This is a genomic window from Mucilaginibacter daejeonensis (assembly GCF_020783335.1).
GTDB lineage: Bacteria > Bacteroidota > Bacteroidia > Sphingobacteriales > Sphingobacteriaceae > Mucilaginibacter > Mucilaginibacter daejeonensis.
In genome coordinates, this window is the sequence record NZ_CP086068.1 from 311,143 (window position 1) to 324,620 (window position 13,478).

General features: G+C 49.4%; 14 protein-coding genes. 8 read left to right on the plus strand and 6 right to left on the minus strand.

The window, feature by feature from the left end:
• Nucleotides 1-86 precede the first annotated feature (86 nt).
• Nucleotides 87-563, plus strand: coding sequence for an Lrp/AsnC ligand binding domain-containing protein (locus tag LLH06_RS01390; protein ID WP_228171450.1), 477 nt, complete (start codon nucleotides 87-89; stop codon nucleotides 561-563).
• Nucleotides 564-658: 95 nt separating this feature from the next.
• Here the strand turns inward: LLH06_RS01390 and LLH06_RS01395 are convergent, their stop codons facing one another.
• Nucleotides 659-853 (minus strand): DUF6358 family protein, encoded by a 195-nt coding sequence (locus LLH06_RS01395; RefSeq protein ID WP_228171451.1) that lies wholly within the window; start codon nucleotides 851-853, stop codon nucleotides 659-661.
• A 4-nt stretch (nucleotides 854-857) separates the two neighbouring features.
• Entirely contained in the window at nucleotides 858-1,172 is a 315-nt protein-coding gene (locus tag LLH06_RS01400; RefSeq protein ID WP_228171452.1) for a rhodanese-like domain-containing protein, read from the minus strand.
• A gap of 137 nt (nucleotides 1,173-1,309) precedes the next feature.
• On the opposite strand from LLH06_RS01400, the gene LLH06_RS01405 reads away from it, so the two are divergent.
• From LLH06_RS01405 to LLH06_RS01420, 4 genes are all read left to right on the plus strand, one after another.
• Entirely contained in the window at nucleotides 1,310-2,428 is a 1,119-nt protein-coding gene (locus LLH06_RS01405) for a DUF4407 domain-containing protein (protein ID WP_228171453.1), read from the plus strand.
• A 61-nt stretch (nucleotides 2,429-2,489) separates the two neighbouring features.
• Nucleotides 2,490-3,056, plus strand: coding sequence for a hypothetical protein (locus LLH06_RS01410; RefSeq protein WP_228171455.1), 567 nt, complete (start codon nucleotides 2,490-2,492; stop codon nucleotides 3,054-3,056).
• A 91-nt stretch (nucleotides 3,057-3,147) separates the two neighbouring features.
• Nucleotides 3,148-3,627, plus strand: coding sequence for a DUF4385 domain-containing protein (locus tag LLH06_RS01415; RefSeq protein ID WP_228171457.1), 480 nt, complete (start codon nucleotides 3,148-3,150; stop codon nucleotides 3,625-3,627).
• Nucleotides 3,614-3,769 carry a DUF2256 domain-containing protein gene (locus tag LLH06_RS01420; RefSeq protein WP_228171459.1) on the plus strand — a complete coding sequence of 52 codons (156 nt, stop codon included), beginning with the start codon at nucleotides 3,614-3,616 and terminating at the stop codon, nucleotides 3,767-3,769. Before LLH06_RS01415 ends, LLH06_RS01420 begins: the two co-directional genes overlap by 14 nt.
• A 453-nt stretch (nucleotides 3,770-4,222) precedes the next feature.
• Here LLH06_RS01420 and ku read toward each other — a convergent pair whose 3' ends face one another.
• A complete protein-coding gene (gene ku / locus LLH06_RS01425) occupies nucleotides 4,223-4,993 on the minus strand; it encodes a non-homologous end joining protein Ku (protein ID WP_228171460.1) in 771 nt (256 codons plus the stop codon).
• Nucleotides 4,994-5,135: 142 nt separating this feature from the next.
• On the opposite strand from ku, the gene LLH06_RS01430 reads away from it, so the two are divergent.
• Nucleotides 5,136-5,540 carry a hypothetical protein gene (locus tag LLH06_RS01430; RefSeq protein WP_228171461.1) on the plus strand — a complete coding sequence of 135 codons (405 nt, stop codon included), beginning with the start codon at nucleotides 5,136-5,138 and terminating at the stop codon, nucleotides 5,538-5,540.
• Between the two features lie 32 nt (nucleotides 5,541-5,572).
• On the opposite strand, the gene LLH06_RS01435 is transcribed toward LLH06_RS01430, so the two are convergent.
• The 3 genes from LLH06_RS01435 to LLH06_RS01445 all read right to left on the minus strand — a co-directional run bounded on the left by LLH06_RS01435 (nucleotide 5,573) and on the right by LLH06_RS01445 (nucleotide 12,403).
• Nucleotides 5,573-7,711, minus strand: a complete 2,139-nt coding sequence (locus LLH06_RS01435) for a hypothetical protein (RefSeq protein ID WP_228171462.1) — start codon at nucleotides 7,709-7,711, stop codon at nucleotides 5,573-5,575.
• Between the two features lie 3 nt (nucleotides 7,712-7,714).
• Nucleotides 7,715-11,419 (minus strand): DUF4450 domain-containing protein, encoded by a 3,705-nt coding sequence (locus tag LLH06_RS01440; RefSeq protein ID WP_228171463.1) that lies wholly within the window; start codon nucleotides 11,417-11,419, stop codon nucleotides 7,715-7,717.
• Between the two features lie 237 nt (nucleotides 11,420-11,656).
• Nucleotides 11,657-12,403: a hypothetical protein gene (locus tag LLH06_RS01445; protein WP_228171464.1), complete on the minus strand. Its 747-nt coding sequence runs from the start codon at nucleotides 12,401-12,403 to the stop codon at nucleotides 11,657-11,659.
• Nucleotides 12,404-12,625: 222 nt separating this feature from the next.
• Between LLH06_RS01445 and rplM the strand changes: the two genes are divergently transcribed.
• A complete protein-coding gene (rplM, locus tag LLH06_RS01450) occupies nucleotides 12,626-13,069 on the plus strand; it encodes a 50S ribosomal protein L13 (protein ID WP_228171465.1) in 444 nt (147 codons plus the stop codon).
• Between the two features lie 19 nt (nucleotides 13,070-13,088).
• Nucleotides 13,089-13,475 carry a 30S ribosomal protein S9 gene (gene rpsI, locus LLH06_RS01455; RefSeq protein WP_228171466.1) on the plus strand — a complete coding sequence of 129 codons (387 nt, stop codon included), beginning with the start codon at nucleotides 13,089-13,091 and terminating at the stop codon, nucleotides 13,473-13,475.
• Nucleotides 13,476-13,478: the final 3 nt, after the last annotated feature.

Sequence of the window (13,478 nt, forward strand, 5' to 3'; positions counted from 1 at the left end):
ATTTTCTTGCAAATATTTCAATAAAATATTTGCATTTTTATTCAAATTTTAATTATCCTTGTGTATAAATATATTAATAAGAATTTATGCCGCACAGAAAAGCTCAAAATTTAGAAATTGATAATTTGGATATACAGATCCTGTCTATCCTGATGAAAAACGCAACAACTCCCTACACCGAGATCGCTAAAGACCTTATCGTATCAGGCGGTACCATACACGTACGTATGAAAAAGTTAGAGGAAATGGGAGTGATCAAAGGCGCCAGCTTAGAGGTGAACCCGCAAAAGCTTGGTTTTGACGTGACCGCATTTTTAGGCATCTACCTTGAAAAAGGCTCACAATACCACGAGGCCGTTAAAAAGCTGAAAGAGATCAACGAGATCGTTGAGCTGCATTACACCACCGGCGAGTGGAGTATATTTGCCAAGATCGTATGTCATGATACCAACCACCTGCGCGAGGTGTTGAACGAGAACATCCAGAGCGTACCCGGCATACAACGCACCGAGACCTTTATATCATTAGAGGAATCGATCAAAAGGCAGATCACTTTAGAGTAACAGCTGGTAGCGGCATAGCTATCAAGCATATATTGATATAAAAAAAGCACCGGGCGTTAAGCGTCCGGTGCTTTTGTGCTATCATGCGGAACAGTCTATTTTTTGACCGGCCGCTGCGTGTTTTTTACTTCTTTCAGCAATTGTACCTTGAGGTATATAAAGATACCGGCTATGATCACCGCCCCGGTCAAAAAGTCGTAACGGTGGTTGGTAAAGCCCCAGTATACCGTATACAGGCATATGAATATGCCAATGTTATACAATACACTTAGTAACATTTTTTTGCCCATACGATCAGTACACGCTAATGGTAGGGTCTACCTGATCGGCCCAGGCCAGTATGCCGCCCTGCAGGTTGTACAGGTTGGTAAAGCCCTGCTGTTCTAACTGCATGATCGCCATGGCGCTGCGTTTGCCGCTGCGGCACATCACTACCACGGGTTTATCTTTACTGATCTTATCGGTCTCGATCAAAATGCCACCCAAGGGTATGTTCTCACCGTCAAGGTTCGACATCTGGTACTCAAAGTCCTCGCGTACATCTATCAGCTGAAAGTCCTCGCCTTTTTCTTTCATGCTTTTCAGCTCTTCTACAGTGATCTCTTTCATGGAGTTATGCTTTTATATTAGGCCAAAGGTAGGTTTTTTAACACATAAATTAATTCGGTACAAATATTGTAACATTAAGTACACTAAGGCGTTCTAAGTTACAACAGGTACCATCAACATAGTATCTTCACTGATAGATGAATAAGATCACCCGCTTTTTTTGGTTCTGCTCGGGAGCGCATATCGAAACGCTCAAAAAATATCCTATCGAGCATAACCGGTATTTCGGTATCGGGGCCACTATATTCTTTACCGCATTGTTCGCAGCCTTATCGGGGGGCTACGCCATGTACTTCGTGTTCAGTGGCAGTGCGGCCGCGCCGTTCTTCGCGGTGCTGTTCGGCATCATGTGGGGGTTGGCCATCTTTAATATGGACCGCTACATCGTATCCAGCATCAACAAACAAGGTACCACCAACCAGCAGATCCTGCAGGCCACGCCACGTATACTGCTGGCGATCATGATCGGTATGGTGATATCGCGCCCGCTGGAACTCAAGATATTTGATAAGGAGATACGCGGAAAACTTAAAGAGGCTTACCTGAAAGGCCAGAACCGCAAGATCGATACCCTGGAAAAGACCTACGCACAAAAATACGCCATGGAGATGGCCAAATTTCAAGACCTGAAAAAGGAAAAGGACTCGTTAGAGCGCGACATCAACCGCTCACGGGTACAACTTAACCAGGAAGTATTTGGCGATAAGAACGATCAAACATCGGGCATAACCGGTTACGGCACCTATGCCAAGCAAAAAGAAGCGGTGTTGCTGGAGAAGCAGAACCGCCTGCGTACCGTGACCGAAGATCAGGGCCGCATGGAGCAGTATCTGAGCCAGCGTAAAGATTTTGAAGGGTTGAACAGCACGCGCTTGTTCACCAACGCCCAACTGGATAGCCTGGCCAACATTGCCGGTTTTGCCGATCGTAACTGGGCACTGGGGCAACTCTCCTTCAGGTCTGACGGTACAAAAGACCTTGACACTTACCTGGCGCAATCGTTCATCGGGTACCTGTTCATCCTTTTTGAGTGCTTACCGGTGTTTGTGAAACTCATGAGCGCCCGTGGCCCGTACGATGTGGCCATAGCCAAACTGGCCGAGGCTAACATACACTTTGCCGAACGCGATAAGGACCGTGAAGTGGTGGTGACCGACAACACCTTTGACCACATGGTGGATGCCGATATACAAAAGCGAAAGAAGATCATTACCACCCAGGCCGATCATGATTATGAGCGGCACAGTTATGATTAGAGATAACTCCCAACCTCGTATATTTGCATAAAGGCCTGCCATTTTAAGGCCTGTATAAATTATGCATGAGATAGAGCCATACTACAAGTGGAGGGATGATTACGTTGCGGCAGAAGATGAGTATTCGCCATTTTATGCTACCGTATATAACGAGTTCGAATTTGATAAGCAGGTGTACAATTACCTGCTTCACCCGCAGTGGGACTCGTTCGGTTCCAACACCTTATATTTAAAAGTACTATATGCCGACTACGAGCGCGGCTACACCATCATTGAATTTATTGGTGAGTGGAACGATGCTATCAACAATGACATCATGATGCTCAAGCGTGAGATCATGGAACTGATGATCGATAATGGCATCAATAAATTCATTTTGATCGGCGAGAACATCCTGAACTTTCATTCATCCGACGATTCATATTATGAAGAATGGTTCGAGGATGTGGAGGATGGCTGGATAGCGGGTGTGAACTTCCGTGATCACGTGATCCGCGAGTTCAAGCAAAGCAACATCGACTACTACATTAACTTTGGGGGCGACCTTGACGAACTGGCCTGGCGCACCTTAAAACCCTTACAGGTATATAAACGGGTAGAGGAGCAACTCACCAAACGTTTGAACTGATATGAAGGGCCCCGGATCACACCGGGGCCTTTTGTTTGCCGGGCAAACCTTTACCGGCCTGCCGCTATTATGATAGCATTAGCTATTAACGATGCGCAAGCCCAGTTACCTCGATTTTGATCACACCACCTATGCCTGGCGGCCCGATGTGGACTACCGCCAATACCCCGAGCTTTACCGCGTGGGCAAGGGCGAGCAAGGTGTACTGATCTGCGAGCCTTACAAAAGCGAGATCGGCCAGTACTGGCGCTTCAAAACTCCCAAGATAGCCACCGAAAGCAGCAACAAGATCATGGCCCTGTTCCGCGGGTACCTGCAACAGAACGACCTGGTAGGTGCCGACATGGCCCGCAAATACCTGCAAATGGGCTACACCCGCGCCCGCCGTTATGCCAACTACAAAGGCGGCAAAAAGTACGACGAGACCGATAATTACCAGGAACTGGAACGCGGCACAGGCGACGAGGAAAAGGGCCGCTCAGCAGCGGTGTTCTACGAAAAATGGAAAGAGGCCGAAGCCGACCCGTATTACGCTCAACTTAAAAAAGCCTGGAAACATGAAAGGGGTTAAAAAGCAGCACTTGCCCACCAAGGTATGCGCTACCTGCGGCCGCCCCTTTAGCTGGCGCAAAAAATGGGAAAAAGTATGGGACGAGGTCAAATACTGCTCCGACCGCTGCCGTACTCAGAGGGGGAAGAGTGGCAGTGTTTGAGTGGCAGTGCAGTAGGATATTAGGAGTAGTAGTAGTGGTCAGTAGCAGTGGCAGGTTTTACAAGGTGTGGACATGACATGGGACCCTTGGACCTTTAGCGCTAATTGGCAAGTGATCACTTACCTGATGAGATGCCGGGATGCCTTGGCATGACAGGTGGGGAGGTGCTTGATCGCTCTTATTCTAAAAGCCCTTCCTCCGGGGGAGGGTTTGGGTGGGGCCGGATCTGTTTCACCGCTGTAACAACATTCCCCAACTTTCCCCACTTTTCGGCGTTGTGAAATTCGTAAAAACCCAACTTTTTCCAGAATTTTCAATAAAAACGCAGAATGTAACACCAAATGTAACACGGAAACATCCAAATGTAACACGCGATCATTGTAATGATCTGTCGCAATTTTACTCTTAATGGGTAACTTGCGACAGGCCATTGCCAAATTGATAATGATGGGATCAGGCGCCTTTTTTGCTCAAGCTGGCCATCAGCTGATCGTACAGGTCGTCGCTTTTGGTCTTGTTCACCTTCATCTTTTTAATGGTCGGGCGCTTCCCTTTGGCCTTGGCCTTTATGATCTTCAGCAATTCGGCCGTATACTCGTCCTTGAATTTGGATACGTCGAAATCCTCTGTGTATTGTTTGATGAGCGCCAGGCCCATGTCCAGCTCCTTTTTACTCACTTTGCTGGCATCGGGCAGGGTAAGGTCCTCAGTGGTGCGCAGCTCCTGGGCAAAACGTATGCGGCTGACCACTAAGGCCTTTTCTACCGGGTGTATCACGCACAACGTCTCGGTGCTGCGCAACACGAACCGCCCCAAACCGGCCTTTCCGGTCTTTTTGAGCGCTTCTAACAATAATGCGTAGGCCTTGCCATTACGGGCATCAGGTTCTGCAAAGTATGAGGTCTCGTAATACATGGGGTTGATCTCGTCCAATTCTACAAAGCTCTCGATCTCGATCAGTTTGCTTTTTTCGGGCGAGGCATCCTCAAAGTCGCGCTCCTCCAGCACCACGTACTCGTCGTTGTCCATCTTAAAGGCCCGCACGATCTTGTCGTAAGGTACCTCCTTGTGGGTATTCTCATTTACCCGTTGGAAGCGGATCCTGGCATGGTCTCGTCCATCCAGCATATCGAGGTCCAGGTGGCTTTCCTGCACCGCCGAATACAATTTTACGGGTATGTTCACTAACCCGAACCCGATCGCCCCATTCCAAATAGACCTCATATACTACGTTCGCTATGTAAGGATATAACCGCTAATAGGCCGTTGGGTTTGCATACAATGAGTGCCTATATTTAAGAACTAAGCGTTAACTTAGCTGTTAGATAATAAGTTACCTCCGCTCACCGATCAAAAGTATATGCCCATGACCGCGTTATTGCTTCAACTGCATTCCATACTCAAACGCACGGTACTCACCTATACCGAGGCCCAGCAGATCGATACTGAAGATGTAAATGACAAAGCGGTGCACACCGCCGATATGCAGCTACGCATCATTGCCAACAAACATTTACCTTTTGCAGTGCACGAGCTGATGCAGCACATACAGGTGCTTGATGCCATCGAGTTCGGCGTGTCGGAGATATCAGTGCAGTACCTGGTGCAGGTAGTGGCCAGCATGGCTAACTACCCGCAGATATGGGAGCAATGCCTAAATCACTATGGGCGCAAGCATAGTGTAAATGGCCTTACAGCACAGATCGACCAGCTATGCGAGGAAGCGCATGATCACTATATGGTGCTGTCAGGTTTCATGAACCCTGCCTGAAGGTCAACCTAAAAAGGCCGTTGAATAGTCGTTTACGGCGCTTTTTGTAAACCTTCCCATTTTACTTTCCAGCTGCCATCTTTAGGGAAGCCTGGGTTGTCGCCTTTGCTGCCATCCCAACCGGCACACATCATGGCTACGGCCGCTAACAATCCGCCGTTACCGGGTAGATAGATCCGCAAACGGTCGTCCTGGTAATTATGGCCATTCACCAAATAAGTGTTGGTCTTGATGTTCATGAACAAAGCCTCCACCGCTCGTTTAGGGTCGTTCAATCGGGCAGCGGTCATGGCCACCATCGGGAAGTCCCAGCCCCAGGTATCTTTCCAGTCCCAGGTATCCCAGATCAGGTCGAAGGTCTTTTTCATCACCACGGTGTCCAACCTTTGGTTGTATGGCACCATGCCCAGGGCACCCATCACCGAGGGATGGTCGGTCTTGAGTTTAGGGTCGGTGTATGAGTCGGGAGCGCTTTCGGTAGCCAGATACACGCCATTGGCCTGTGGTAAGGCCGATAGCTTTTTCATCACCTCGGCATAGCGTTGATCGGCCGGCATACCCAACCGTTGACGCCACTGTTGTGCGGTGTGCAGTGCCCAGTACCAGTATTGCAGTTCGTAGGTTGGGTTAAAGGTCTTTTCAGGGTCGAAACGTTCCTGCGCAGGTATCACGCCTTTGCCGAGTATATAGCGGTCCTTCTCTTTTTCATAATACGGGAAGGTGGCCATCATATCGGCCGTGCCCATAACCAGCTTTTGGTAGCGGGCCAGCGTTTGCGGAGTAGGGTGCGCCCGGTAAGCCAATTCAGCAAAATAAATAAAGTGCGGCTGCTGCCAGATCAGGAACGCCCCCACCGATGATGGACTTTCGTTACCATCAGGGTCGGTCATTTTTTGCCAGCGGGCACCTTCATAGCCTTGGCGTTTAGCAATGCCTTTGGCCTTATCATACACATGGTCATACCATTGCATGCTTTTTTCCATGATCTGCGGGCGGCCCCACAATGCAAAGTGGATACCGTGCCACCAGTGCATCTCCAAATGCGGTTTACCGTACCAGCTGTTGTAGGTCAGGCCGGTCTCCTGCGGTGGCTGCGAGCCTGCGCACTGCACTTTGGTCAAATACTGCGACAGGATGATGCGACGCTCCAATTCCTTGGCACGAGGATCAGTGCTGCCTGCAAGGTCCACCGCGCCACCACTTTGCCAAAACGCTTTCCAATAGTGCGTGCTGTTGGCTTGCACGGCAGCGAAAGCAGGTAAATCGTTCACTTTTTTTGGAGTGAACAGGCAACTGAATCTTAAGGTGCCCGTGCTTTTGTTAGGGGTCAATACAAATTCATGCGCGGCGGCATTCTTCACCTGCGCGGCACCCTCCCAAGCCATCTCGGTAAAATAAGCGTTTGTATCTAACTGATGCCTGATCACCGCCAGCTGAGGCCGTTGCATCATGATGGATGAGCTGTGCTTTTGAGGGTCCTTATAGTTATCTCCCGCATCGGCAAATTCATTGGTAGGTAATGGGAACTTGAGCTTAACCTTCAATCGGCCTTGTTTCACGAGGTCGCTTTGTATGCTAAAGGCCACCATATCCTGTTGCTGATGAGCCGTGGTGCTCACTTTTACGGGCGTACCCTCAAAAGTAAAAGAGCTGGTGATATTGCCCGACCACAGGTCGAGGTGCTGATCGATGTTCTTGATATCATCTGCCGTTGCTGTCTCGCCATTCTTTTTAGTGAGCAGCAAGCCCAGATTGCCCAGTTGTAAACGGTGAACGTTCTGCCTGAACCAATCGGCCGCTTTTTTATTACGCTCAGGTGTTTTGATCTGTACCGAATAGGTCACATCGCGGCCGTTCAGGCTGTATGTCTTTAGGGTCTCTTCAAATTTGTATCTGGCAGTGTCTTTAAAGCTATGCCAGCCCCATTCGCTTTGAGTACCCAGCGGTACGCCCTTATCGTACAGGGTCGGGAAGGTCTGCATGCCGGTACCATCCACCGTGAAAGCGAATTTGCCGTTACCAACCGTCAACGAGGCGAGCGGGTCCATGGCTTTAACGGTCACGTTGTGGCGTTTGACCAGCTTTTCACGGTCGATACGCTGGGCTATGGTGCCCGTGGCTATAACAGAAAGGCCTATGCAGGCAATAAGATATTTGCTGATGATCTTCATTACTTAATTAGCTTGGTGGTTGAGCAGGGTGATACCCATCAGACCGATCACCACATCGTTGGTGATGGCCCGCAATTCAAGGTCCTTTAGTTTTTTATCAGGGTCAAGGCACAGGTCCAATACCGAGGCGGCCCCGCCTTCGATACCTTTGTTGGAAAAGCCTTTGATCGGATGGTAAGTGATATCGCTATTCAGGACCTTGCCGGTCTTGAGGCTGATGCGTAAAGGCTTGGCTGCTCCCGGATCGAATGCCTGGCCATTGTCATCATAGTCCTGCTCGATCGGCCACCAATTTTGCGGGTTGCGGAGTGGTAGTACTGCCAAAGAGCCATCGGTATAGTGGACGATCACCTCACCGTTGATCATGCGACTTTGCATTGGGTTGGTCGACCCGGCCATTAACAGGTAAGCATGTGAGGCCGAACCGCTCAAAGGTATCTTGACGCTGCGCGGGTAATTGTCCCACTGCGACGTGAAGGCAATATTCTTTCCTGCGCCGCCGGGCGTACTGAAACTGATCTTTTGAGAAAGGTCAAAGATGTTCTTATCGCCTGCGGCCTTTCTTAACCCGCTATCGTCGATCTCGGCAGTCGTGAGCGGGTAGCACCAGTTACCAATGCCTTGAGTTGGCAGTTGCAGCGTTACGCTTTTAGGCCTTGGTGACAAGTATTGGTTGGTAAAAATGTGGCCCACTTCATCATTAAAGTAGTTGTTCATCTCTACCGGTTTGCCGGGGTTGGTGTTAGTAAGCCGCCAGTTAATGATGGTGGTGTCAGTCACCTTGCCATCGTAGGTGAGGCGGATGTGGTTGCTGCCCGGCACCAGGTATTTTGCGGCGACAATTAACTCCTCCGAGGCCTGTGTACCTTTTAACGGTTGTATTATGTTGTAGACCACATCCAACTCAGGGTTCACCTGTACTTTGGCCTGGGTAGGAGCACCATAGTTATATATGCTAAAGCGTAACTCACTTTCAGGCTGCTCTTTGTCGAATTGCACCGCTAAAGCATTGGCATGAATAGCGATGTTAAGCGGTTGCCACCACGTCAAGGCGCCTTGTTGTAGCTGTACAAAGGCGGTGTGTTTGCCCTCCATTGGCCTTACCGAATAGGTGAATTGTTTGCCTTTGATGCTCTCAATGGTCAGGATACCCTGTGGGTCTTTAATGTTCAGGATCTTGGCATTCTTGAAGCTGTGCGTGTAAGCATTTCCGGCTATGCAGGTTAGTTCAGCGGCGGTAGCTTCGGGAGTTACATCGGCCCAGGTCACGCTGATGGCGTAACGTTTTTGTTTGCCGGCATTGACCTGGATCACCGGCTCCCCAACGGCCGAGGCCAGCACCTGACATTTTACCGGCTTGCCATTGACCGTGACTGACCTGATCTGCGTGGTACGAGCGCGAAGCTGCAACAGCAGGTCCGTTGGTGTAGGTAAGCTGGTAGCGATGGTATAGTGATCGGCCGCACCGATCTTTTTAAAGTCAAATTGGATGTCAGGCACTTTTAACGATGCATACTTCCAATCGGTAGGGAAGCCGGGTTTGATGGTCAGTGTACCTTTGAACAGGTCGGGGGTAATGCCGAACAAGCCTTCTACCAGTGTACGTGCCGACATGCCGATCGGGTCGGCAAAGTCGCGGTACAACTCGCCGCGTACAGCATCATAGAACGACAATTGCTGAAAATTACCCGGACTTGCACCAAGGTACATGCTTTCGATCAGCGTGCTTTTCCACAGGTCGAAACCCTTGTCGGCCCGGTTACCCTGCCAATAAGCTAAGGCGGTATGCATATTCTCGGCCATGGCCACATTATTGAGCGACCAGGTGTAAGGCAGCCAGTTGGTAGTGCTTAATATCTCGTAGCTGCCGCTCAACCCACGGGCCTGCACAGGTATGTGCGGTATCTCGTTATCAATGTAGCGTAAGCTTTGGTAGGCCTGAAAAGCATCGGGCAAACCCTCATCTATCGCGTGATAAATGGTCCACACACCTGGTGTAGTGTGCAGCAACTCGTTACCCAGCAGGTCTTTGAACTCAGCATAAGTGCCTTTTCCAGGCATCCACAGTTGAGTGCGTACCGCGCGGGTGATCTTAGTAGCCTCCTGTTCGTACGGTTTGGGGTCGTCGCCTACCAGTTTGGCTAATTGGGCGGCCATCAGGTTAGCCCGGTAGTTGTAGGCTGATGAATGCGTAACGCCGCCACCGCTATACTGCAAGGCATCACTTGCCCAAATACAGCAATAGGCATCATAAAGGCCATCGCCGTCATGGTCGTAATTGCGTTTTTCCCAGTACAAGTGGCGTTTGATGGTGGGCCACAGCTTCCTTACCTCAGTAACATCGCCGGTCCATTTAAAGTGGGTCAACATCTGGTCAATGAACACGAGATTCATATCATAATGATGTGGGCGGATATCGCCGTTAGGATTACGGCTGATATACCCGCTGCTGAACATGGAGTTACCCAGCTTTTCCTGCTGGCGGGCCAGGTGCAAAGTTGTATCCGCCACGATCGGTCCGCTTTCGGGAGTAGTGATCTGCGATAGGGCGTAGCTGCTGAAATGTTTAGAAGCGCGGTCATGCCAGCCCAACGGGTCGGCCACGTAAGCGCCCCGCCAGGCGGGTAAACGCATGCGCCAGGCCACAGCGCCATGTAAATAGGAGGGGTCTTCCCAAATGGCATCTGCCGCAACGGCCAGCGCGCCACCTAAAGTGTTGAGGTGAGCATCGGGCGTGTGCAGTTGTACGCGTGCCGTCAATTTTTGACGTGCCGCCTCTGCATCAGCCATCAGTTTCGGTACTTCGGCATATTGATAATTACGCTGTCCCGGACCGATCAGCCAGTACAACGGTGATGCTGTAGGTTCGACCACGCCGCAGATCACTGGCTGGTCGCTCTTTTTTGAATCATATAGAGCAGAAGGAGTGCTTTGCTGAACGGCATCGACCAGCTTAACATCTGAACCAGAGGGAACGATACCCGTGATCAGCTTTTTGCTTTCTGTTGTCTCGTTTTTTTTGTTAGGATTCTGATCATTCTCATATCGCGATGCCTCCGTGGCTGCTTTAGCGCTAAAGTTCAGGCCGAACGCGTTACCATTGATCTGGTAAGTGTTGTTGGCGCAGTACTCGGGCTTTAGATCGAACGAAGACTCAGGATCGGCACCGATGTCTCCATCGCGCGAGAACTTTTTGCCGGTAGCACCACCATAGGCCCAAAGTATCCTTACATCAGGGTCGGCACCCTTTACCACCGCTTTCAACAATAAGATCTCATCCTTTGCGCCGGCAAGCACCTGTAACTCGATCACACCTTTACCTAATAGTTGATCATGTATGGTGTACAGCATGGATCCGGGGCGGTAGCGCGCCTCTATATGGTCGGCCTCGGTGAGCCATTTGCTTTGGCCGCCTTTAATGATCCCTAATTTCAGGTTGCCGCCCATGCCGGGCAGGTACATGGCAAATTCGGGTAGGTCGCCGGCCTCGACCCTGAAAGCGGTATTGGTACCATAAATGGCTCGGTTGAAACGGCGGTTGCCGTTGTTGATCACAAAGTCGGTGCCGTCGGGCTTGTAACGTACCATGCGGTCTATCGCCTGCCATGGTGCACGCTGGGCATGGCTGGCAGGTGAGATGAGCATCAAGGTGATGCCTGGTAACCATAGGGCAAAGCTCGTTAACGCTTTTGAATATCTATTGAGCATAAACAGATGGCGATGACCGGCAGGCAATGCACTGATCGGTCATCACATAATAGGTTTTAACTGTTGGCTAATAGATCTAAGGTGACAAAACGAGCCCTTATATCCAAATGGATCATCCCTGAACAGGATAGACAAGGATGCCATCGTCGTGAAAATATTCAGTCCATTGGCCGGAGAAGCCCATCCGAAGAAACTGTTTATTAACGAGATAAAGCAGTCTGAAATATCCGGAAAAGCTTATTTGATCGTGAAGGTGAGGATCTTTGAAGTTGTTTTATCAGACCCGTCATCGGTATCGATCTCAATGATGCCCACACCTTTGGCCGCGTAAAAATCTATAGTGGTATCGCCACCAAAGCCAAGCAAGGTAACATGTAGTACCACCTGCGTATGTATCACGTTTGTATAGCTTTTACCTGATACCGTTTTGGAGATGTTCTTTTCAATGATCTTACCCGCATAAGTGCCCGTAACTAATGGGTTGCTCGGGATCGCCGTGCCACTCCAGGTGTAACCCACGGCCTGTGTATCATTCAGGAATAGGATGTCGGAGGTCACATCGTCGGTGAACTCATTACTGTTGGCGTAGTAATTATTGTTATCTATCACATAATAGCTGGTATCCTTTGTAGTGGTACTGCGTTCGGCCAGCGCGGTATAGGTCTTGCCGCTGATAGTCTTGGTCTTGCCAGGCGCGCTGATGAAAGAGGTATCGATGATCTTACCGTTGGTGGTGTTCTGATAACTCCATGTTGAACCGGTGGTAAGCGGCTGGTAGTCGTTACCATTTGGCGTGCCACCGGTGCCCGTGCCTGATCCAGTTCCTGTTCCTGAACCGCTACCGGTGCCCGACCCTGAACCGGTGCCTGACCCCGGAAGGGTAGTGGCCGATACGTTAGGTTTAAAATCGGAGCCTTTTTCACAGCTGGCTATAGTGATGGCCAACGTGGCGATCAACAGGTATCGTAATAAGTTAGTGCTCATATAGTTGCAGGTATAAAGTTAATTCGTTTCTCTGGAAATTGCCATTGAATGTCTTTATTTTATTTTGAAACTTAATATATGACACATGCCAACGCTGTATTAGCCTCAATATCAACTTAAAAAATGTTAACCGGGTTCTTGTAAATTAAACATTTACCCGTATCTTTGCGGTCCCGAATTACGGGGTATAATGAACTGTTTAATTAAATTAATTTAAAGCAAGTGAATACGTTAAGTTACAAAACTGTCTCGGCCAACAAAAAGACCGTTAACAAACAATGGGTTGTTGTTGACGCGCAAGGCGAGATTTTGGGGCGCTTGACCTCTAAGATCGCTGCGATCATCAGAGGGAAACACAAACCAGGCTTCACTCCAAACGTAGACTGCGGTGATAACGTGATCGTTATCAATGCAGACAAAGTAAAACTGACCGGGAACAAATTTGCCGACAAGCAGTATGTTTCATACACTGGTTACCCAGGTGGTCAACGTTTTATCTCTCCGAAGGAGTTGATGGCTAAATTCCCTGAGCGCGTTATCGAGAAAGCCGTTCGTGGTATGTTACCTAAGAACCGTTTAGGCCGTGCTATCTATGGCAACCTGCACGTTTATGCTGGTGCCGAGCATCCACACGCCGCTCAAAACCCTACAACCATTAACTTTTAATTTTTAAAGGAGAAAAAAAATGCCAACAACTAACACTTCAGGCAGAAGAAAAACAGCTGTTGCCCGCGTTTATTTGAACGATGGTAACGGTGCCCTTACCGTTAACGGTAAAGATTACAAAGAATACTTCCCTACCTTGCCTTTACAGTACGTAGCCACTCAATCGTTACTGGTATCAGGCTCAGAGGGTAAATTTGATATCACTGTAAATGTTGCCGGTGGTGGTGTAAAAGGACAGGCTGAGGCCGTTCGTTTAGCCATTGCTAAAGCTATTGTTGAACTTGATGCTGAAAAGAAACCTGCATTGCGTGCTAAAGGCTTAATGACCCGTGACGATCGTATGGTCGAGCGTAAGAAACCAGGCCGCCGCAAAGCCCGCAGAAGATTCCAATTCAGTAAACGTTAATTT